The organism is Halorubrum sp. Ib24, from assembly GCF_002252745.1.
Taxonomy (GTDB): domain Archaea; phylum Halobacteriota; class Halobacteria; order Halobacteriales; family Haloferacaceae; genus Halorubrum.
In genome coordinates this window covers 1-22,689 of the sequence record NZ_NHOX01000019.1, presented here as the reverse complement: position 1 = coordinate 22,689, position 22,689 = coordinate 1, and the positions used below count along the sequence as shown (strand labels likewise).

At 69.1% G+C, this 22,689-nt stretch carries 14 protein-coding genes; 10 read left to right on the top strand and 4 right to left on the bottom strand.

What is annotated here, in order from left to right:
• Positions 1 to 232: 232 nt before the first annotated feature.
• Positions 233 to 778, top strand: coding sequence for a hypothetical protein (locus tag DJ82_RS04155; RefSeq protein WP_094581128.1), 546 nt, complete (start codon positions 233 to 235; stop codon positions 776 to 778).
• Between the two features lie 203 nt (positions 779 to 981).
• Here DJ82_RS04155 and DJ82_RS04150 read toward each other — a convergent pair whose 3' ends face one another.
• Complete coding sequence (locus DJ82_RS04150; RefSeq protein ID WP_094525755.1) at positions 982 to 2,103, bottom strand: hybrid sensor histidine kinase/response regulator; 1,122 nt, start codon at positions 2,101 to 2,103, stop codon at positions 982 to 984.
• Positions 2,104 to 2,130: 27 nt separating this feature from the next.
• Positions 2,131 to 3,015, bottom strand: a complete 885-nt coding sequence (locus DJ82_RS04145; protein ID WP_241881413.1) for a winged helix-turn-helix transcriptional regulator — start codon at positions 3,013 to 3,015, stop codon at positions 2,131 to 2,133.
• A 147-nt stretch (positions 3,016 to 3,162) separates the two neighbouring features.
• Here DJ82_RS04145 and DJ82_RS04140 point away from each other — a divergent pair, with 147 nt between their 5' ends.
• The 6 genes from DJ82_RS04140 to DJ82_RS04115 all read left to right on the top strand — a co-directional run bounded on the left by DJ82_RS04140 (position 3,163) and on the right by DJ82_RS04115 (position 8,198).
• The gene (locus DJ82_RS04140) at positions 3,163 to 3,753 is read left to right on the top strand and encodes a metal-dependent hydrolase (protein WP_094525754.1); all 591 of its coding nucleotides are present in this window, start codon (positions 3,163 to 3,165) and stop codon (positions 3,751 to 3,753) included.
• A 96-nt stretch (positions 3,754 to 3,849) separates the two neighbouring features.
• Positions 3,850 to 4,704 carry a succinylglutamate desuccinylase/aspartoacylase family protein gene (locus DJ82_RS04135; RefSeq protein WP_094581127.1) on the top strand — a complete coding sequence of 285 codons (855 nt, stop codon included), beginning with the start codon at positions 3,850 to 3,852 and terminating at the stop codon, positions 4,702 to 4,704.
• Positions 4,701 to 5,099: a hypothetical protein gene (locus DJ82_RS04130; RefSeq protein WP_198948011.1), complete on the top strand. Its 399-nt coding sequence runs from the start codon at positions 4,701 to 4,703 to the stop codon at positions 5,097 to 5,099. The genes DJ82_RS04135 and DJ82_RS04130 overlap by 4 nt, the downstream gene beginning before the upstream one ends.
• A gap of 138 nt (positions 5,100 to 5,237) precedes the next feature.
• A complete protein-coding gene (locus DJ82_RS04125) occupies positions 5,238 to 6,887 on the top strand; it encodes a hypothetical protein (protein ID WP_198948010.1) in 1,650 nt (549 codons plus the stop codon).
• A complete protein-coding gene (locus DJ82_RS04120) occupies positions 6,827 to 7,126 on the top strand; it encodes a hypothetical protein (RefSeq protein ID WP_094581126.1) in 300 nt (99 codons plus the stop codon). Before DJ82_RS04125 ends, DJ82_RS04120 begins: the two co-directional genes overlap by 61 nt.
• Before the next feature lie 82 nt (positions 7,127 to 7,208).
• Positions 7,209 to 8,198, top strand: a complete 990-nt coding sequence (locus DJ82_RS04115; RefSeq protein ID WP_094525752.1) for a DUF1616 domain-containing protein — start codon at positions 7,209 to 7,211, stop codon at positions 8,196 to 8,198.
• Between the two features lie 81 nt (positions 8,199 to 8,279).
• Here the strand turns inward: DJ82_RS04115 and DJ82_RS04110 are convergent, their stop codons facing one another.
• Complete coding sequence (locus tag DJ82_RS04110) at positions 8,280 to 10,196, bottom strand: hypothetical protein (protein WP_094581125.1); 1,917 nt, start codon at positions 10,194 to 10,196, stop codon at positions 8,280 to 8,282.
• Between the two features lie 329 nt (positions 10,197 to 10,525).
• On the opposite strand from DJ82_RS04110, the gene DJ82_RS04100 reads away from it, so the two are divergent.
• The 3 genes from DJ82_RS04100 (at position 10,526) to DJ82_RS04090 (ending at position 15,892) form a co-directional block, all read left to right on the top strand.
• Positions 10,526 to 12,100, top strand: coding sequence for a succinylglutamate desuccinylase/aspartoacylase family protein (locus DJ82_RS04100; RefSeq protein ID WP_158217274.1), 1,575 nt, complete (start codon positions 10,526 to 10,528; stop codon positions 12,098 to 12,100).
• A 181-nt stretch (positions 12,101 to 12,281) separates the two neighbouring features.
• A complete protein-coding gene (locus DJ82_RS04095; protein WP_094581123.1) occupies positions 12,282 to 14,129 on the top strand; it encodes a carbamoyltransferase C-terminal domain-containing protein in 1,848 nt (615 codons plus the stop codon).
• Between the two features lie 248 nt (positions 14,130 to 14,377).
• Positions 14,378 to 15,892, top strand: a complete 1,515-nt coding sequence (locus DJ82_RS04090) for an oligosaccharide flippase family protein (protein ID WP_094581122.1) — start codon at positions 14,378 to 14,380, stop codon at positions 15,890 to 15,892.
• A gap of 36 nt (positions 15,893 to 15,928) precedes the next feature.
• On the opposite strand, the gene DJ82_RS14915 is transcribed toward DJ82_RS04090, so the two are convergent.
• Entirely contained in the window at positions 15,929 to 16,759 is an 831-nt protein-coding gene (locus DJ82_RS14915; RefSeq protein WP_198948009.1) for a CapA family protein, read from the bottom strand.
• Positions 16,760 to 22,689: the final 5,930 nt, after the last annotated feature.

The following is a 22,689-nucleotide window of genomic DNA, read 5'->3' as shown; positions in this document are numbered from 1 at the left end:
TCGCCGACGTGCAAAACCGGTCGATTCGGACGGCTGGACCGCGGCTCGTCGACCGAGAGCGCCGTCGCCTCGGAACCGACACCAGTCGTTCGCGGCCCATCGCCGTTTCGACCGTCGTACCGCGCAGTTACACCGGGTTTCACCGTCCCGCTGATCATTAACAGCGCGATTATCCGCTTACCTGACTCGTAGCAATGGGCAAGGAGCACGGATGGGTCGATGGGTTCAACCCATGGTACGAAAAGAACTCGATCGCCGGAAGTTCGTTAGCCTCGTCGGTGCGGCCGGAGTCGTCGGCCTCGCCGGCTGTTCGGACGAACCGGAAGGGCCGTCAGACGGGACAGGAAACGGCTCCGACGGCGGAACCGGAACCGGCACCGACGGCGGAACTGGCACCGACGACGAAAGCGGGAGCGGCACCGGCACCGACGACGAAAGCGGGAGCGGCACCGGCACTGACGACGAAAGCGGCACCGGCACCGACGACGAAAGCGGCACCGGCACCGACGACGAAAGCGGCACCGGCACTGACGACGAGAGCGGGAGCGGCACCGACGATGAGAGCGGGAGCGGCACCGACGATGAGAGCGGGACCGGCACCGACGACGAGAGCGGCACCGGCACTGACGAGGAAAGCGGAAGCGGAACCGGCAACGAGACCGACAGCGGAACCGGCAACGAGACCGATAGCGAAACCGGCAACGAGACCGACAGCGGAACCGGCAACGAGACCGACAGCGAAACCGGCAACGAGACCGACAGCGAAACCGAAGGATAACCGACGCGGCGGCGAGGGTCGCGCGGGAATTCACTTTTTCTTCGAGGAGCGAGTCCAGCCTCCGATAGACGGTGGTTCCTCGAACGTCTGCGTCGCGTCCCCGTCGATAGCCAGTCGGGGAGGCGACGCGGCCACGCGTCAGGGAATACTCTCGCCGGCGAACGGGCGGACCGCGACGACCGCCGTGACTGTCTCGACGGAGTTCACACGAGGCCGGCCGAGGCCTCGGCCCGCTGAAGCGAGACGAGAAACACCGTCCCGTCGGGGTCGTTGTCCTCGATGGACATCTCGCCGCCGAACTGAGTGACGAGTTGGTGGCCGAGGGTCAGCCCCACGCCGAGTCCCGCGCTTTCGGCCCCGTTCGTCCGTTCGGAGAAAACGGCCTCGCGCCGGTGTTTCGGGATCCCCGTCCCGTTGTCGGCGACCCTGATCGTGACGGTGTCGCCCTCGGCCACCGCGTCGACGTGGACGGTCGGCGTCTCCTTGTCGTTGTACACCACCCCGTTGTTGACGAGGTTCGCGACGACGGACGAGAGGAGTTCGTTCGCCTTGACGGACGCCTCGGGGACGGACCCGAGCGTCACCTCCGCGCCCCCGTGCAGGCGGGTCGCCTTCTCGACTTCGTTCTCGAGGAGCGCCTCGAGGTTCACGTCGCCGAGCGGGTCCTGATCGTCGGCCATCGCGTCGAGGGCCTGACCGATCATATCCGTCAACTCGAGGATGTGGTTGCCCGACTGTCTGATCTCCTCGAGTATCGACTGCCCGCGCGGATCGACGTGATCGGTCAGCTCCGAGGCCCGACCGACGATGAGACTCACGTCGTTTCGAACGTCGTGGCGGGTGAGGCGGTTCAGGATCGCGAGCCGATCCGAGCGTCGTCTGAGAATTCGTTCCCGCTTTTTTCGTTCGATCGCGTACTGGAGGGTCAAAAGCAGCAGTTCGGGGGTCAGCTTCCCTTTCACGAGGTAGTCCTGCGCCCCTCTCGAAATCGCTTCACCGCCGAGCCGCTGTTCCGGCATCCCGGTCAGAACCACGACGGGGACGTTCGGGTCGACGTCGACCACGGCGTCGACCGTTTCGGCGCCTTCGCTGTCGGGAAGCTGGAGATCGAGGAGAACGACGTCGTACGTTCCCTCACGGAGGCGTGCCGTTCCTCGGTCGAGGTCCTCCTCGTGGGTAAACCGGATGCTCTCGAACTCGCTTTTATCGAGTACGCGTGCGAAAAGACCCGTCTCCTTCGCCGTTTTGTACTGCTCCCGAACGATTCGCGCGTCCGCGGGATTGTCCTCGATCAGCAGCACGGATAGAGCCGTATCGTCAGTCATGCGTTGTTGTGAGATGATGAGACCGCGTCATGAGTCGCCGTCCGGTTCCAGAGTCGCGACGAGCCGGTCCGCGTCGTCGAGCCCCTCGGTCGGGTCGTCGATCTCCGACTCGAGCGTCGCCAGTCGGTCGAGCAGCTGCTCGTAGCGGTCGTCACGCGCCAGCTCCGTCGCCACGAACTCGCTTTCGAGCAGCGCTCGCTTCGCGTTCAACACCAGGTACTCCTGCGTCCTGTCGTCGTAGGAGTCCCTCGTCAACACGTCCGTGACCATCTGCGTGAGCTGCTCTTTCGATCCCGGTTTCGTGAGATACGCGTCGAACGACATGTCGAGGATGTCCAAGTCGGGAGTGATCGCGGTGAGAATGATCACCCGCGTGTCGAACCCCCAGTCGCGTATCTGTGCGAGGACGTCCTCCCCGGACATGCCGGGCATCCGGCGGTCGAGCAGCACGACGTCGACGTCTTCGGACAGCTCAGAGAGCGCGCCCTCCCCGTGATACGCCCGTTTGACCTCGTACTCCTCTTCCAACCAGCCGGCGTACATGTCCACGAGCCGCGGGTCGTCGTCGACGACGAGGACGGTCGGGTCGGGGTCGAGGTACCGTTCCCCCCAAGAGGCCAGCGAGGAGAGTATCGACTGCAGATCCCGCCCGTCGTCGGTCAAGCTGTACTCGACTCGTTTCGGGGATTCGCTCACGACGGTCCTGTCGAGGAGCCCGTTGTCGACGAGCTCCTCGAGGCTCTCGGTGAGGACTTTCGACGAGATCCCCTCTAGGCGTTCCTGGAGCTCGCTGAACCGTAGCGACCCGTCGGTGAACAGTCGCTGGACGATGACCGGATGCCATTTCTTTGAGATTACGTTCATCGCCTCCGTGAGCCGCTCGACGTCTCGGTCGGTTCCGTCTCCCGTCACGGTCGATAATTCGATCGTAACCGGTCTTATTATGCGGGTGGTAAACGACCGATCATACCGTCCGATTCCGGAGCGGTCTCCGGCCTCGCGGGTCGGAATCGGATTACCAAAGCCGTACTTTTCGGAGGGAGGGCCCAACGGCGATCGATGTGGCCATGGGAACACGTCGCGTTCGGCTATCTGCTCTACTCGGCGTACACGCGCGTCAGACACGGGGAGTCACCGGAGGCGACGTCGACTGTCGCGATGGCGACGGCGGCCGTCCTTCCGGACGTGATCGATAAGCCGCTCGCGTGGGAGTTCGACGTGTTCGCCACGGGGTCCGCGCTCGGGCACTCGGTGTTCGTCGCGGCTCCGCTGCTCGTCGGCGTCGTCGCCCTCTCGCGGAACGCGGACCGCTCGGCGGCGGCGGACGGCTTCGCGGTCGGGTACGCGTCGCACCTGCTCGGCGACCTGCTGCCCGCGAGCGTTCGGAGCGGCGCACTCGTCGCCGACCGCCTCCTCTGGCCGCTCGGATCCGCCCCGCCCGACGGTCACGTCAGCCTCGGCGCCGGCTTCGATCACTACTTCGCGGAGTACCTCGCGTCGATCGTCACGCTCGATCCGACGCCGTACGTAGCTGTGCAAGCCGCGACGCTCCTCGCGACCGTGGCCCTGTGGACGGCGGACGGAACGCCGCCGTTGCCCGACGCGATCGAGGCCGCCCGGACGCGGGGCCGCCGGCTGTTCGGCGACTGACGGCGGACCGGGCGGAGCGCGATCGCTGACCTCGATCACCGCCGCACCGGGGTTACCATCGCTGTAATAACGTGTCTGTGGGGGCGTGAACCGGACATGAAACGACGGGCGGTGCTCGCCGCGGGAGCGACGGTAGCGGGCTCCGTGGTGGCCGGCGCGACGGTCGGTGCAACGCGCGGTGCGAGGGTCGGTGCAACGCGCGGTGCGACGACCGGCGACGATCCCGAGCCGCGCCCGCCGTCGCCGGCGGCGGAGACGACGGTCGAGACCGGAGCGGTGCGCCCGGGGACGAGACGGGAAACCCCCTACTTCGAGGTCGGCTCCGACGACAGCGGGCCGACGGCGGTCGTCGTCGGCGGGGTCCACGGAAACGAGGTGAGCGGCTATCGGGCCGCGGAACGGATCGCTGAGTGGGAGGTGACGAACGGGTCCGTCGTCGTCGTGCCGTGGGCGAACGTCGTCGCCGTTCGCCGGAACGAGCGCGAGGGGCCGGACGGCGACCTCAACCGACAGTTCTCGATCGGCGGGGAGCCCGAGACGCCGCTCGCGCGGAGTCTCTGGGAACTCGTCGCCGCCGCGGACCCGGACGTCGTCGTCGACCTCCACCGGTCGCGGGGGATCTACGGGACGCACGGCCGGTGGGTCGGGCAGGCGCTGTTTCCGACCGCGGCCGGCGGCGCGACGAGCGACGCGGACGCCGTCGCCGACCGCGTGAACGAGGCGGTGGTCCCGGCGTCGATGTGGGCCCACCGGTTCCGGCGCGGCAACACGCTGGGGGGGACGTCTCCCCTGTTGATCCACAAGGTGAGCGCGGACCTCGACACCGCCGGCGTGCTCGTCGAGCTCACGGAGTTCTACCTCGACGTCGACACGCAGGTCCGGTGGACGGAGCTGATCGCCGAACGGTTGCTGTCCCGGCACGGGATCGAACGACGGGGGTCGGCGATATGACGACCGCAGGCGGCGACGTGACGAGCGAGAGCGACGGAGGGCCGGGAGCGGACCGCGACGCCGCGATTGCGGACCGTGACGACGCGATTGCGGACCGCGGCACGTGGTGGACCGTCGTCGCGGGACCCGGCGTGGTGTGTCTCTTTTCACTGCTCACGGTGCCGCTGGTCCTCGGGACGCTCGACGCGCGGCTGCACTCGCCGCTCGCCGCGCCGGGATACGCGCTGTTCGTCGCGCTCACGGTCGTCGGGGAGCGCGTCGTCCCCCAGTTCGCGTTCCGGCTCTACTGGCCCCCGTTTCTGCTCTGCAGTTACGGGGTCGCCGTCGCGGGGGCCGGCGTCGGTCGCGCCTGCCTGCGCGGCTCGGACCGGCTCCGCGGCGCCGCCCGCGAGTGAAACCGCGGCGTCCGGACCGATTAGCAAACCGATAAGCGACGGCTGTCACACAGCCGATGTGAGCGGCGGAGCGGGCGGCGGAACACCCCCGATTTACGCGAACGATTACCATCCCGCACAGGCGTCTGTGGCCGCACGATGTCTGAAGAGGGTACGCGTTCGCTGTTGCATCGCCGAGGGATCATCAAGACGGTGGGGGCGGGCGTCGCGGCGTCCGCCGTCCCCGGCGGAACGGCCGTCGCTTCGGATCACGTCGAGGTCGTCGACATCGTCGAGGCGGGCGCGGACGACACGGGGACCGAGCCGATCGACGACGTGTTCGCGGACCACGCGGGCGACGACACACGGATCGAGTTCCCCGAGGGGCGATACAGGGTCAACGACCTCACCCTGTACGGACTGACGAACTTCGCGATGGTCGGGACCGGAGAGGCGGTCCTCGTCCCCGGCGACGAGTACGACCCGCGCACGTGGATCGCGGGGACGAACAACCGGGACGTCCGCGTCGAGAACTTCGTCATCGACAACACCGGGGAGGGCGTCGGCTCGTCGCTGACCGTTCACGCGTACGACGGGCTCGTCGTTCGCGACGTGACGAAACGCGGCCACCACGACGCCGGCACGGCCGCGTTCGGGTTCCGGGTCATCGAGGCGGACGGAACGGGGACCGTCGAGAGGCTGCGGGCCGCGGACGGCGGCGACAGCGTCGGCATCTACACGGATCCGGTCGGGGAGATAACTTACCGGGACTGCCACGTCGAGCTGTTCGCGAACAACGGGGTCTACGGCTCGCTCGGGACGGGAGCGGTCCACGTCGACGGCGGGCTCTACCGCAACAACAACGTCGCGAGCGTTCGGCTCGGCGCGCCCGGAAGCACCGTGACGGGCGCGACGTTCAGGGTCGACGACCCGCCCGATGACTACGGGAACTGCCGCGCCGTCCGAGTGGCCGACGGCCCCGGACCGGTCGCGATCGAGGACTGCGAGATCCGAATGATCAGCGGCCGCGGGACCGGCGGCGTCGTCGGCGCGTTCAGCGGCGGGTCGTTCACTGTCCGCGACACGGCGATCCACGTGGGGCCGCGGTACACGACGGTCGGCTCCGGCGGCACGCGGACGAGCTACGCGATCCACGTCGACCCGGCGACGGAGGCGGAGGTGGGGAGCCGGACGATCGAGGACACGGTGATCACGGGCGCCGGTGACCGCGTGGCGCCGGTCGAGTTCGCCCGCGACGACAACGAGCTCAGGAACGTCTGCGTCGAGCAGTCGGGCGAAGACCGCGCCGGGATCGTCTTCCACGACAGCGCGGACAACGTCGTCAGCGACTCGACGGTGTCGGTGCCCGGCGAAGCGATCGTCCTCGACGGCGACTCGTCGGTCGACAGAGACGGCGTCTCGACGGACGGGAGCTGTGCGTGGCCGACCGAGGGCGACGCGGTCGGTGACGACGGCGGCGAGGCGGCCGGGACCGCCGGCGGCGAGGCGGGCGGGCCGCCGAAGCCCCGCCGACGGACGGGGACCGCATCACGATCGGCGGCGGCGGCTCGGCGGCGCGCTACGAGTTCACCGTCGACGGCGACGTCGAGAGATCGGCCGCGGGCGACGCGGCGGTTGACGACGGCGACGCGATCGCCGACAACGGCACCGTCACCGGGCGGGCGACTGACGAGCCGGACGCGTACGCCTTCGACGGCGTCCTTACGGACTTCGAGGCGACCGACGACGTGGATGTCGCGATCAACGGGGAGTCGGTTCCCCCCGAGCTTATCGGGCCGAACGTCCTGACGGTCGTCGGGAAGGGCGAGACCGTCCGCTACGAGTTCGAGGTGACCGGCAGCGTCGCGAAGTCCACGGCCTACGGGGGGACGATAAACGACTTCGACGAGGTCCGCTCGGACGGCACCGTCGCCGGCCGCACGACCGACGAAGCGGACTCGTACAGCTGTATCGGCGTGGCGTCCTCGTTCGAGGCGGCCGGACCGGTGGAGGTGTACGCGGACGGGGAGCTCGTCACAGACGTCTGACTCGCCCAGGCGGACCGACCGAGAGTCGGGTTTACGCTCCCGATATAGATACGTCGCCGGCGCCGAGAGACGGACGCTTACGATGGGCAACGGATTTCGTTCTTTCGCCGACCTCGTGCTCGTGCTGCTGCTCGGCGCCGTCGCCGCCTGGGCTATCGCGACCGACGTCGGGTTCGGACCGCTCCGAGTCCTCTTCGGTATCGCGATGGTCCTGTTCCTGCCGGGGTACGTCCTCGCGGCGACGCTGTACCCAGGCCGCGCGGCGACGGAGCGCGACGCGGACCGTGCGCGCGCGCTCGACGGTCTCGAACGGGCGGTCCTCTCCGTGCTGTTGAGCGTCTGCGTCGTCCCCCTGCTCGCGTTCGCGGCCGACGTCACCGGCCTCGGCGTCTCCCGAGAACCCGTCCTCGGCCTCGTCGTCGCTTGGATCGGCGTGTTCGCCGTGGCCGCCACCGTCGCTCGGCTCCGCCTGCCGGCGGACCGGCAGTTCCGGGTCGAGGGCGGAGGATCCCTCGCCGCCGTCGACGGCTTCCTCCGCAAGCAGTCCGCGTCGCTGCGCTCCACCTCGCCGTTCGCCCCGCAGAACGACGCCGAACTGCTGTTGAACGCGCTCGTCGCCGCCGGCGTACTGCTGCTCGTCGCGAGCGTCGGCTTCACCGCGGTCGCCGACCCCGGAAACGAGTCGTTCACGGAGCTGTACCTGCTCAGTGAGAACGAGGACGGGGAACTCGTCGCCGAGGGGTTCGAGACGGAGTACGCCGGCGACGAGTCCGTCCCCGTCACCGTCGCGGTCGCGAATCACGAAGGGGACCGCGCGGAGTACACCGGGGTGGTCACGCTTCAACGGCTGTCCTCGAACGGGACGACCGTCGAAGCGGAAGACGAGATCGGGCGCTTCGAGGCGACCGTCCCGGACGGCGAGACGGTGCGGATCGAACCGGAGGCGACGCCGTCGATGACGGGCGAGAACCTGCGGCTCCGGGTCCTGCTGTACGACGGCGAGGTGCCGAACGAGCCGTCCGCCGACAGCGCGTACAGGACGGTCCACCTCGACGTGACCGTCGAGGGGTAGGCGACCGCGCGCCGCCGACCGCGACGGTCGCGACCGATCGGCGACGGAAGCGACCGCGGTCCGCCGGCGACCGCACGCCCGCTATCGCGGACAGAAGTGGAGGTCGCCGTTCGTGTACACCCTGTCTCTGGTCGGCCCGCAGACGGCGTCCTCGGGAAGCTGTCGGACGCGCTGCTCCCCGCCGACGTTGAACACGGGCGCGTCCGACGACTGATACGACCGATAGATCGCCCTGTCGTCCGAGATCGTCCCGTTCTCGCCGACGGTTCCGACGCCGAACCGCACGTCGCCGAGGCGGTTGAGCGTCAGCACGTACGGGTGGTCGGCGTGTATCGGTCCGCCGCCGTCCATCGTCGTGCGCTCGATAAGCGTCTCCGCGGCGGCGAGCTCGGACTCGGTGTAGCTGTACTTCACGTTGTGCTCGTCGAACGCCGGCGCGTCCGGCGTCGCCTGGGTCGAGAGGATCATCGCCCCCGGATAGACGAGCGCGAACAGGACCGCGACGGCGACGAACGCCGGCGCCGCCAAGTCGCGGCGGAGGTACCCGAACCCGACGGCCGTGAGCATCGCCATCCCGACGTACAGGAACGGGTACCAGCGACCGGGCAGGAGCGAGTTGATCCCTAACAGCGGCGGGACGAGCGTGACAGCGAGCAGCGCCGCCACCCACCCGACTAGGACCGCGGTCGCTTCCCGGAGTCGTTCGGCCCGCGTCGTCACGGCGGTCCCGACCGTGGTTCCGAACAGCAGCAGGAGGAATCCCAGCCTGTCGAGGTAGGTCAGCAGCGACTGATACGGGAGCGCGTCCGGGCCCCCGACGTCCTCGCCGAGCTCGGGGGCCCCTCCGCCCGCCGAGAGCGTCGCGACGTTCTCTCGCATCCTCGTGACGGCGCCGTTGAGTAGCGTCTCCCCGTAGTACGGGGTCTGGCTCCAGACGAACGACAGGAGCCCTGAGTTGAAGACGACGTACCCCAATAGCGTCGCCGTCGCGACGCCGAACGTCGTCGCGGTCCCGGCGGTGACGCCCCGACCGCCGGAGGCTCTCGCGAGCGGGAACACCGGTGACACGTACGCGACGTGGGCGAGCAGCGCGGCGCCGAGAACGGTCAACACGATGACCGACGACAGCTGGTGGGTCAACGCGAGCGCGAGGAAGAGGAAGACGAGCGCGGCGTCGTCTCGCAGGGAGGCGACTCCTTCCAACCGCCTGACGAACAGGAAGACGATCCCGAGGAAGATGGCGATCGACATGCTCGTCGGGATGAGGTGGATGCTCCAGCGGGTGACGTACCCCGCCAGCCCGTAGAGCGCCATCGCGAACAGCGCCCACCGGACCGTGGTCAGGTACCGCGTTGCGGCGAACACCAGTGCGAAGGAGGCGACCAGCGCCGTCCCGACGGAGAGGTACAGCGCCGCGCGGAGCGGGACATCGGCGAACAGCGACGTGACGGCGACAAGGAGGTGATACAGGGGCGCGCCGAGGTATTTCGAGTCGCCCATCCCGGCGACGCTGCCCGTCTCGACGAGGCGTCGGGTCATGTCCGGGACGTGAATCCAGACGTCGATGCCGGTGTAGCCGGGGACCGCGTACAGCGCCGGGAACCGAAGCGCGGCGACGAGGAGGACCACCTCGGCCAGCAGCGCGGGCGGGTGGAGAAACTCCTCGGGCGTGAAGTAGAGCTGCAGGAGGACGACGGTACCGAGGAGGCTGGCGATCACGTAGAAGGGAACCGAGCGACCGCCGGTCAGCGCCGACAGCGCGACGAGCAGCGCGACGCCGAAGAGGACGACGGCGAGGCCGACCTGCGGATAGCCGAACAGCGCCGCAGTCGGTCGGTCGGCGTCGGGCCGCCACCGGGCGAGGAGGTAGACGGAACACGCGGCGATGACCGTCAGCGGGATCGTCTTCGCCAGCGGGTGGGAGACGACGAGGTTGACCGCCAGCATCGCCGCGCCGGCGACGAGGCCGAGGAGGGCGATCGGGACGTCCTGTCTCATCCCGGCTCGTCACCACCGTCTCGGCCGAGCGATCGGCAGGCGTGTCGTCGAAGCGCGCCGATGCCACCGAATTGGCCGACGAGGCCGACTCCTTCGAGGCGGCCCGGTCGGACGCGGCGGTAACGCGGAACCACGATACGGTACCGACGGCCGCGAGGGGGTTAATTATCGGCCGTCTAATGCCGGCCCCGCTCGACGGACGGTTTCGAGCACCGCTCGCTTCCGGCCGCCGCGGCGCGCCGATCGCTTACCGCGAGGTGAGGGACCCGCTTCCCTAAATGTTAGAAATAGTATATGTGTGTCGTTCGGATGGATCCATCCAGAGACAGATGAACTCGGCAATCAGTGAGCGGACGGCGGAACTGCACAGCACGCGGCGGACGGTCCTCAGGGGAATCGGTGCCGCCGCGGCCGCGGCCTGCGGGCTCGGGGCGGCGGGCGGCGCGGCCGCGGCGTCCGATCGAACGAGCTATTCGATCAGGACGGGAACCGAGGAGGAGACGGACGTCTACGTGACGGAGGGCGCGGCCTCTGGGCCGACGGTCCTCGTCGTCGGCGGTCTCCACGGGAACGAGGCGTGCGGCTACCGGGCGGCGGAGCGGATCAAAGACTGGCGGATCGACGCCGGGACGCTGGTCGTCCTCCCCCGAGCGAACGTCCCGGCCATCGAGGCCGGCCACCGGCCGTGGGGCACCTGGGACCTGAACCGGCATTTCCCGGCGGGCGAACGGCCGAAAAGCAGGTTGGCGCAGGCGATCTGGGACGACGTGGTCGTCGAACACGACCCGGACTTCGTCTGGGACCTCCACAGCTCTCGGGGGATCCACAGCGAGGACGAGGGCGTCGGACAGGCGGTGTTTCCCACGCGGGCCGGCGACGCCAGGGACCAGGCCGCGGACGTCCGCGCGTTCCTCAACGACGAGTACGTTCCGGCGTCGATGCCGACGTACGCGTTCACCGGCTCGTCCAGCGTCGACGGGACGGCGGACATGCTCAAACACAAGATCGGCGCCGACCGGGACACGCCGTCGATCATCTTCGAAACGGTGTACAACGGGTTGTCGATGGCCCGGCAGGTCGCGTGGACGTCGGCCGCCGTGTGGCGCCACCTGCGGAACTACGGCCTGATCACGCGACCCGAGCGGACGATCACGGTCACCGGCCGAGGCGAGACCGCCCGCTACGAGTTCGCCGTCGACGGCGCCGTGACGTCGTCCGCAGCCGGCGGAGCCGAGATCAACGCCTACGACGGGATCGACGGCGGCGTCGTCACGGGCCGGACGACGAACCAGTCCGACTCCTTCCGGTTCACCGGGAACGTCGTCGACTTCGACGCCGACGCGCCGGTTGACGTGACCGTCGACGGGGACGCGGTCGAGGCGGGGTCGGTCGGCGCCGACGTGCTCACGATCGACGGCGGGGGTTCCACGGCGTACTACGAGTTCGCCGTCGACGGCGACGTCGAGAAGTCGACCGCGCACGGCGCGACGCGCAACGGCTACGACGCGATCGCCGACGACGGCACCGTCACCGGCCGCACCACTAACGAACCCGACTCCTACCGCCTCTCCGGGCCCGTTCTCGATTTCGAGGCCGACGGCGACGTCGCCGTCTCGCTGAACGGCGACCGGATCGAACCGGCGTTCCTCGGGGTGTCCACCATCACGATCGACGGCGGCGGCGCGACGGCCCACTACGAGTTCACCGTCGACGGCGATGTCGAGAAGTCGACCGCGCACGGCGCGACGCGCAACGGCTACGACGCGATCGCCGACGACGGCACCGTCACCGGCCGCACCACCAACGAGCCCGACTCTTACGCTTTCACGGGAGTCGTCGAGTCCGTCTCGGTCGACGGGAGCGCGACCGTCTACGCGGACGGCGAGGCGGTCGATCTCCGATAGCCGGTCGTCGGGAAACGGCGACTCGGGGACGAGCGTCCCCGACGTTGCCGGCCGCTGATCGCGGGCGATCGGGGTCGCGCGTTCCATCGGCGACGCGACGCCCTCCGGCGATGGTGGGCGGTGCCGAGATCGCGGGTTTATCCCCACGGTAAATTACCGTGTCGCGGACGACGGGCGTGACATGCCGCAGTACACCCTTTCGTTCAAGCCCGCTGTCGGCCTCTACGGTCGACACGATCCGAGCGCCGCGCTCTTCGAGGACGGTCAGCTCCGCTTCGCGATCGAAGAGGAACGGCTGACGAGACGGAAGCACGCGACGGCCACCTTCCCCTCGCGGTCCATCGAGGCGTGTCTGGAGTTCCGCGGTCTCGACCTATCGGACGTCGACGAGGTCGTCCTGCCGTACGACCCGACGCTCCGATCGAACATCCTCGGCTACCACCTCCGGGACTCGATCCGGATCGGGGGCGCGATACAGAAGCTGAACAACCTCTCGAACGCGGTCCGAAAGGAACTGGTCGCGCGGTACTTCCCGAAGGCGGAGGTCACCGACCGCCTCGCGGAGATCGGAACGCCCGTCCCGTCCGTGTCGCTCCGGTCCCATCACGCGTGTCACGCCGCGAGCGCGTTCCACCCCTCGACGTTCGACGAGGCGGCGGTGTTCACCATCGACGCGAAGGGCGAGTACGACTCGACCGTCGTCTGGCACGGGACGCCGGACGGGCTCGAACGGGTACGGACGTACGACCACCCGAACAGCCTGGGCCTGTTTTACGCCGTCGTCACCGAGTTCCTCGGCTACCGGATGTTCAACGGTGAGGGGAAGGTGATGGGGCTCGCGCCGTACGGGAACGAGAACCCCGCGATCGAGTCGGCGCTCCGGAGCGTGATCGACACCGGCGTCGACTACGACGTGACCGGGCTCACGGGGCGGTGGGGGACCGACTACGGGGTCGAGCGGCTCGAGGAGCTGTTCGGACGGTCCGCGAAGGCGGAGCCCACCGACTTCGATCAGTGGGAGAAAGACCTCGCCCACACCGCACAGGCGCTGCTCGAGGAGACGGTCGCTGACCTCGTCGACGCGTACTGTCGCCGGATCGGCACCGGCCGGGTCGGGCTGTCGGGCGGCGTCGCGCTCAACTGCAAGCTGAACAAGCGGGTCATGGAGCTCCCGTCGGTGGACGACGTGTTCGTTCAACCGGCCTCGAACGACGCGGGCCTGGCGCTCGGCGCCGGCTGGATCGACCGGGATCCGACCGACGTCGAGCCGATGGAGACGGCGTACTGGGGGCCCGAGTACGACGTCGACGCCGTCGAGGAACGGATCGAGACCAACAAGCTCGCGTACGCCAGACCCGACGACTTAGAGCGGACCGTCGCCGAGGCGCTCGCGTCTGGGGCTATCGTGGGGTGGTTCCAGGGCCGGCTCGAGTTCGGCCCGCGGGCGCTCGGAAACCGGAGCATCCTCGCCAGCCCGCGGAGCGAGGCGTCGCGGGACAGGGTGAACCGCTCCGTGAAACACCGCGAGGAGTGGCGGCCGTTCGCCCCCTCGATGGTCGAGGAGGCGGCCGACGACTACCTCGTGGACGCGACCGCGGCGCCGTTCATGATCAGGAGCTTCGACGTCGAGCCGGAGAAGCGAGACGAGATACCGGCGGCGCTCCACCCCGCGGACGGGACGACGCGCCCCCAGACCGTGAGCGCGGACGCGAACCCCCGATACCACCGCTTGCTGCGCGAGTTCGAGGAGCTGACGGGGACGCCGGTGCTGCTCAACACCTCGTTCAACGATCACGGCGAGCCGATCGTGACCGAACCGATCGAAGCGATCAAGGACTTCTTCGGCACGGGACTGGACCTCCTCGTCATCGAGGACCTCGTCGTCGCGAAGTTCGAGTCGACGTTCGGAAGCGGGCGGCGTTCGGACGACGGAGCGACCGACCGGACGACGGTCGATCGACGGGAGGGAGACGCGTCGGCAGACGGGCGGGCGGCGATCCGATCCGCGATCGCGGACCGGGCACCTTAGCAGCCGGGTAAGAAAGACCCGACGGCGGATAGCACACGACCAGCCGTGAGCACGACACGACGACGACGGCGTCGTTCCCCCGCGAACGGCGCGACGAGGCCGGGAGCCGCCGCGGAGCCGAGCCGACCGCGCGACGCGATTCCGGTCGCCACGCGCGAGTTCGCGGGGAGCCGGGCGGGGCGACGTCGACGCCCGCTGGGCCGGTTCGGTCTCGCCGACGGGGAAACGAGTCGAGGCGAGAGCGCCCCGTGAAGCGAACGTTCGCCTCCGCGTTCCTCTCGGTCGTCGGTGGGAAGTTCGTCATCGTCGCGGCGGCGGTGTTCATCACGCCCCTGCTCGTCAGGCTTCTCGGGGAGGACGCCTACGGGCAGTACGCGACGCTGATGGCGATGTTCGGGCTGCTGATGATACTCGTCAGCTCCGGGGTCAACAGCGGGACGCGGAAGTTCATCTCCGAGGAGCGCGACGCCGACCGGTGGAAAGACCACGTGTTCGGCTTCTACTTCCGATTCGCGGCCCTGTTCGCGTTCCTCGGATCGGCGCTGCTGGTGGGCGCGGCGCAGATCGGACTCGTCGACGCCGCGCTCGGCGAGGAGTTCGCGGGCTACGCCTCCGTGCTCGGTCTCCTCGTGTTCGCCTCGCAGTTCGGCGAGTACGCGCGCCGGGTGTTGATGGGGCTCAAACTGGAGCACGTCTCCGAGCCGATCGGCGTCGTGCACAAGGTGTCGTTCGGCGCGTTCGCGGTCGCCTTCGTCTACTTCGACTACGGCGTGCTCGGGGTGCTGCTCGGGCACCTCGTCGCCCGCGTCATCGAGATCGCGCTGTCGCTGTACTTCATCTCGAAACGGCTCTCGCTCGCGAGCGTGTTCACGCCGACGCCGGCGTCGTTCCCGCGGTCGAGGCTCCTCAGTTTCAACCACCTCTCGGTGGTGTACATCTTCCTCCTCACGTCGCTGTACCACGTCGACGTGTTGATGTTGGAGCGGTTCACCGCGAGCGCACAGGTCGGCTACTACAAGATCGCCCTCGTGATCGCCGAGTTCCTCTGGTTCGTCCCCCGGGCGCTCCAGTCGGTGATCATCCAGTCGACGTCGAACCTGTGGGCGGAGGGGAAGACCGAACGGGTGACTCGGCTGTCGAGCGCGATCACGAGGTACACGCTGGTGCTCACGATGCTCCTCGCCGTCGGGTTAGCGGTTCTCGCGCGGGACGTCGTCCCGCTGTACGCCGGTCCCGCGTACGTCGCGTCCGTCCCGCCGCTGCTCCTGTTGTTGCCCGGAACGATCGGCTTCGCGATCGCTCGCCCGATCCTCGCCGTCAGCCACGCGAAGGGCGACCTCCGCGTGATGATCGCCGCGACGGGGCTATCGGCGCTGATCAACGTCGCGCTCAACGCGCTCCTGATCCCGACCTACGGTATCGAGGGGGCCGCGATCGCCACGTCGGTCGGCTACGGGTCGCTCCCGCTGTTCCACGTGGCCGGCGCCCGCCGACTCGGCTACCGACCGCTGTCGGATCTCCGGCTCGGGCGCGTGGCCGTCGCGGCCGGCGCGACCGGGGCGGTCATCCACCCGCTCGCCAACGCGATAGCGGGGACCCTCCCGACGCTCGCGCTCGTGCCGCCGACCGGGTTCGTCGTCTACGTCGCGGTCGCGATCGCGACGCGGCTGGTCACGCTCGACGAGGTGAAACGCGGCGTCGCCGGGCTTCCGGACCCCGTCGGTGCCCGGGCCACCTCGCTCGTCGAGCGGGTCGTGGACTGACCACCCCGACTCCGCGTCGGCTCAGTTCCGGTCGGCTCAGGCCCCGTCGCCGGCCGAACGACGGGAGATCCCCGGCAGGTCTCCGACGAGACGGCTCACCAGCGCTTCCGCCCTGAGCCGCGACTTCGACGGGGGATCGACGACCGGCCTGTCCTCCGTCTCCTCGAGGAGCTCCCGCGTCCGTTCGATCGCGTCCGGAGTGCGGCGATCGGTCGCGATCCCGGTCCGGAGCTCCAGGGCGGTCTCGACGACGGCGCGGTGCGACTCGTTCCGGATCAGGTTGAGCAGGACGAGCAGTTCGGACTCCCGGCCGCCCGCCTCCCACAGCCCTCCTTTCCGCAGGTGATCGCCGGGGTTGCACAGCCCCTTCACCGGGTCTCCGCCCCCGATCTCGCGGAGCCAACCCGCGTACCGCTGGAGGAACACCCGATCGGCGACCTCCTGCCAGTGCGCCTCCAGGTCCTCGGCGGTGAGTCGCCCGAGGCGGTGGACGCGACCGAGCAGCGCGTCCCTGCGCTCGCCCTCCGGTATCTCCCGAACCCGGCCGTCGGCGAACTCGACCGGCACGAGGTCGGCCGACACCGGCGTGTCGCCCGCGAACGCGAGTTCGACCGCGAGCCCCTCGCGGGTGCTCGGCCGCCGCCGCTGTTCGAACAGGAAGTTCCCGAGGCTGTAGAACACCGGCGTCCCGTCCGCCTCCTCCCATCCCTGAGGGACGTGGGGATGGTGGCCGACGACGGCGTCGACGCCGTCGTCGACGAAGCGGCGGAGCGTCGTCGCCGCTCCACCGGCGGGAACCGGGACGTACTCGGTCCCGCCGTGGGAGACGAGCAGCGTCGCGTCGGCCGCGTCCGCCGTCCACGCCACGCGCGCCCGGCGTCCGGGTGACCGACCCACGCGGCGCCGGGTCGTCCGCGTCGGCGACGCCCGAACTCCCGCTCGCACGACGCCGAACACGAGCGCCCACCGATCACCCGGACCGCACGTACCTGCCGCTGCACGGCGCTCCCTGCTGTGCGGCACCGCAGAGCGTCGCGTCCGCGAGCCGTCGGTGCTCGCGCCATCGCAGCCGCGACACCGCGCCTCGACGGAGCGAGCGACGCCGTTTCGAGCCCCCGGCGCCGCCGCTCGGCGACCGAGGGAGAGAGCGCTCCGCGCCCACTCCTCCGGTTTCGCGATGCGATACCTCCTCCGCTCCGCCCGCCGTTCCCTCCGCTGACCGCCCGGAGTACCACCCCCGCCGAGCGCGCTGCGACCGGGCCGGTTCCCCCGCGCACGCGCTCACGCGGGCGTCTCGCGGCCGGCGATTGCGCCGCTATCTCTGATCGCAGCCCGACTGGCGACGTTTTCGTCTCCGCGGCGAGCCCGTCGCCTCGCCGCCCCACCCCTCCTGAACCCGCGAATCCTCGCCTCACCACCATACACGACGACTGGTTGAGCACGTCGTCCGCCGTCGGGGAATCTCGCTCGCGCTCGTCTCGGGAGCGCTCCCCGACGCCCGGAGCCAGGGGCCCGACACAGGACGAGGCGTGGACGTCGCTCGCTGACAGACGCTCCGAGATGTCCAACCCGTACAGGGGTTCGGGGCTGGCCAACGCCTGCCCGCGACGCAGGAGGGTGGAGCCGCACCACCGGACCTCGTCCCTGAATATCGCGCGAAAAGACGCGGCTCCGGCGGCGCGAGCGCCGGAGCCGGGAACCCCGCCGGAGCTGCGTCGCCGTCGCGCGCGACAGCCTGGCGCGCGTGTCCTCGCGGCTTCGACCGAGCGGTATCAGCGCGCACGTCATCCGTCGTGCGGGGGGAGCAGGGACGTTATTATCCGGTGACAAAGCCGACCAGCCGGTCGGTTCCGGGGCGTAACGTCGTCGCCCGGCTGACCCGATGGACGAGCGCGGTGCGACGGACCGGGGCGGACCCACCGACCCCGGGTAAGACGGTCGCTTATCGGAGTTTATGAAAGTACTTGAATGTTGGGGAGAGCTCGATCCGCTCGTGGTCAGAACCACACGCCACTTCGCAAGGACTCCGCGGCAGGCGTCTGTGCGGGCCTCGTTGTGAAAAGTCGCCGGCGGATCGGACCGTCGATCGGCGGGATGCCGCCGCCGCCACAGACTGACGGGCCGCACGGCCGTCTCAGACGAAGGCGCGACGGACCCGTCGGGCGACTACGACATCGCGGCCGGCGTTCGTCGGCGCGGACGGCTTACGGGACGTCGCGGAGGCGTGCGGACGCCGACGAACGGCCGACACCGTCTCGTTCACACGTCCTCGTACACGACGCCCCCGAGGCGGGCGAGTCATTCCCATCGAACTCGACTGCCGCGAGAAACAGGTCACCCTCTGTGGGGGGCCACCCTCGGCGTCGGTCATCGACGCCGGCGAGACGACGAGACGGTGTTGGAGGTCGTCGGCCCGGAAGCGGCGACATTACCAGAACAACCCGCTCGTCAAGGACCTCAAGGTCGTCGGCGGCGGGATCCGTCTGCGGCTCCGCGCCGCCGCCGTTTCGCCCCTCGTTCGAGAACTCACCTTCTACTCGACCGCCGACCACGCCGTCCTCGTCGACGGTACACCGGACTCCGCACCTTCCGGCCACGACTGGTAACACGTGCCAAGCGTGAACTGCGGCGGCGACGGATCAGGACCGACCGCTCGGCCGCGCGCACGGGACGACCCTCTGGGGGTGCCGGTTCACCGCGAACCGAGGCGGGGTCCGGTTCCGCGGCGCCGCCTGTAAGATGGTCGGCGGCACGAGCCAGCTCAACTACGATTACTGCGTCGAGACGCGGGGCGGGAAACGCGACCCTCCGTCTCGGCGCGTACGGTCGAGGGGAGACGCCCCGCGGCAACGACTTTCCCCGTCGAGGTGTACGCAAGCGGGACGACGGCCTCACGGTCGATAACACGTACTCCACCGGGATCAACCCCGACGGGCCAGCACGGTCACGACCGCCGTCCAGCGCGCCGTCACGGTCCACGACTTCCGGAGAAGCTGACGGTCCGGGACTTGCGTCGCGCGGCGCTACGGCACGGCTTCGTCGCGGACGTTCGGGTGCTGTCGACGCCGGACGTGTACGCCCCGCCTCGCACCATTCTCGGAGGAGACCGCCTCTTCCGCCCCAGACCACGACGCGAAACGGCAACGCCGGCGCGTCTCACGGCGTCATCCTGCCGACGGACCTCACCGCCGTCGACGGCCGCCTGGAGTACCGACCGGGGTACCACCGTCGGCGGCGACGGCGTCGAGGGCCACCCTATCTGCGGAACGGCGGGTGGAAGGTGTTCAGAGACGGTTCTGCTCTGAGCGTTCCGCGCGCCGAAGCGAGCGGGATCCCGCGTCCGGGGTCCCGCCGGTCCGACGCTTGACGGTCAGCTCCCGTACGCACCTCCGGCTCGACGGGGGCCGCTGAACACCGCCGTAGAGGAATTTGAAGTACCATACCGTAGCAACACGGGGAACCGAGGACGGTCCACCAGAGTTCAGCGCCAGCGGCGAGACCGACCGCTCCCCTTGACGCTCAGCCCGGTCCGACGGGTAGAGCGTCGGTACAGCATGGAGCGCGAGCACACGCTCACAGCGCGGGGGAAGCTGTCAGCGCGCTCGACAGCCAGGCCGCGGTACGCCGCCGCGTCTGGCCCAGAAGGGCCCCGGCCACCCCGGGCGATCGAAAAGGCGAACGACCGCCACCGCGAGCGCGAAGCGGTATCGCCTCCGCGCGCCGCCAGCGCGGTCCGCGACGACGGAGCCAGCAGCGCGACCGTCCACGCCGAGGTATCGCAGCGTCGCGGCGGTTTCCGTACCCCCGCAGTTCCGACGCCACGTCCGGGTCGCTTTTCGCCGCGAGGAACGCCGCTCCCCGTGACGATCGAGACCGGCGACGAGGCGACGCCGGTGAGCAGTGCCGGAAGCGACAGCGTCAGCGACGTCGAACGCCCAACGACCCGCGAGCATCACCGAACAGCAGCGGTGCGGTGGCGCTGCGCCGACGAACGCGTAGTACAGTACCGCTCCCACCGCTCGTCGTCGCGCTGTTCGCGTAGCTCCGGACCGGAGTCCCGGATACAGCAGCGCGAAGACGAGCCCGATCCGCGAGGCAGATTATGGGTCGGCCAACAGCGCGGAGTAGCACGCGCGGTGAACGCCCGCCAAGCAAGCCATCGTCGCGAGGCGATCAAGCACACCTCGTTGGCGTCCCCAGACCGGACCGAACGAACCGCCAGGAACGTCTCCCGCTCGTGTTCGGTCGTCCGCGTCGCGTAACAGCATCCCGATGCCGAAGTCGACCCGTGAGCGACGTACATCCCCAGCGCGACCTGACGGCGGCGACAGATTCTCCGGCAGCGACGCGACGAGTAGGCGTCGACCGGCAGCAGCGACTCAGTCATCGTCGCTTCACCTCCGGGAGCGGACCGCGCCAGCTGTCTGCCGCTCCGGCTCCGTTCAACGCGAGCGCCTCGGATTCGGTCTTGGATCAGCCACCCTTCAGACGTACGAGCCGCCCGTCGTCAACAGCCGACGGTAGACGACGACGAAACGCGACAGCGTGAGGGTCGCTCCCGCCCCGGTCAGCGTCCGAGAGACGCCCCTCAAACCGGTTCTGAGTTGCGCCCCTGAATGACGCCACCGGCTGGGCCCGATTCGGTTGACGTACCAGCCCGTGAGCAGCGGCGGCGTATCCGAGGGCGACGCCGCGACCATCGCCTTCAGGTAGCGGTCGCTGTCGAGAAGCCGCCGCCGTACGTGAGGTACCGCCCACAGCGCACGCGTGAACCAGGAAGCCGAAGTCCGACCATCGCGCGGAACGACGCAGAAACACGAGCGCGACGGGCGGCGTTCTCCTCGGTACTCGTTCAACCGGTCACCCTCCCGGCGTCGAAGTCGCCCCGGCTGGCGAGGAACGAGCCGCTCTGGGCAGGCTCACGCGTGACCGAGGTTGGTCGGCCTCGTGAGCGCGTCGACCTCGCTCCCGGGAACGCCAGCAGGTGCAAGTCGGCCTCGTCCGTCTCTAGGGGCGCTCCATGGCCCGCCGAAACTCGCGGCTGCGTGTCCTCGACCGTGACGGCGGAGGCCGTCGCCGTGGAACGGCCTGCAGCGGCCGCAAGTGACGAGCAAAGGATCACCACGGCAAGCTCGCGCGGTGTTTCCCGCCGCCTGACTCCCGCGGGTCTTCCAGACGATGTAACGGCCGGAGACGCCGGACCGCAGTAGCGCGACCGCGATCAGCGACGCCGTTGATCTGTGAACGTCTCCAAGGCATGCGCGGGTGAGGACGCGGCCGCTGGGTCCCCGTGAGCCGGCCGCCTCCATCCACACACCGTTCCGGGGAACATTTCGTATCCCCTCCGGCGTCTGCATCCCAACGCGTTGACGATCAGGATCCAGAAACCCCCGACAAGCCACCGGCGCCGACGCCGACGAGCACCGACGAGAGAGCGTACGCCCCGTCCCCGGACGCGCCCCGCGGCCGTAAGCAGCAGAACGCCCGAGGAACAGCGGCCTCGAGGAAGAAGGCCATCCTTCGCCCTCCCGAAAAGGCCAGCGGACCGCCGATGAGCTCATCCGCCACGCCCGAATGGTTGCGGGAAGTTTCGTCCCCGAACTGAAAGCTCATCCGGGAATCCCGGTGACCGTCCCCATAAACGAAGCCGGACGGCGAGCACCTTCACCCAGAACGAGCGCAGTCCCGAACCCGGCTCGTCCCGTCCCGTCCGCACGTCCCTCCTCCAAGTGAAATAGATCATAAACGGCGCGAGACCGATCGAGAGGACCCGCGAAAATATGTAAGCGGAGATGGTCCAGGCGAACTGTGCGCGGCTCGCGAGGCCCTCCGGGAGAAGGACGCGCCACCCACCCCGGGATCCGATCCACTGAATAACGTGCTCGGCACAAACGCGGCCCGTCCCCTTTGCTCGAAGGCGTAAAAGAAGATTGACCCGGCCCCGTTCGAGTACCGTACTCCAACAACTTATCCGTGTCAGGCCGTGGCTCCTGGAGCTCGGCACCCGTTCCGAAGTGGGCGAGGAACGAAAGGCGGACGGCTCCGTGTACGCGAAACCGGAACCGCCCGCCCCTCGCCGAGATAGCGACCCGGTCGAACCGAGACGTCCGCTAGCGAGAGGGTCGTGCGCGCTGTTCGGGTCGGGAATCGCCCGCTACACCGACATCGTATCAGACTTATACGATCATCATTACTTTTATATTGCGTCGATCGGCCATCGGTCACCGTTCGCGGTCGGCTCCGGAAGGCGCCGACCCGCAGCCGCGCGGCCGAACGCGTCGAGCAGCGTGTCGCCGGCCGGTAAAGACAGCAGAATCGCATCGACGGGCCGCTGGATCGGTCGGAACCGCCGGGCCGTCCGATTCCGAAGTCGGCGATCATATTCCGTCCGACGCGCGTTATGCCGTCAATACTCGAGTGACTGCCGAAACGGTCCGTTCAGAACTCAGCGGGGAAACCGTCGGTGGAAGGCGTCCGACCGGCGCTGGTTTCTCGTGACCCGCGTTGCACGTCGCCGTCACGGGCGCCGACTCCGCGACGCCGAAGCGCCGGTCCCGGAACAGCGCTATAGTATGTATATAATAGTCTAACTGATAAATTAACAGTCTGCTTAATTATTTCGGTGGGCCCGCTATCGGTGACGCGCGGCCCTCAGGACCGCGCCCACCTCGAGGCCCCGGTCGAATATGACCCCCTCGGATTCGCGAGACCCCATCGTATTGTGGCCGCCCGTCGCACCGTCGCCGTATGTACGACGATATCCTGGTGCCGAACCGACGCAGCGAGGGCGGTCCCCG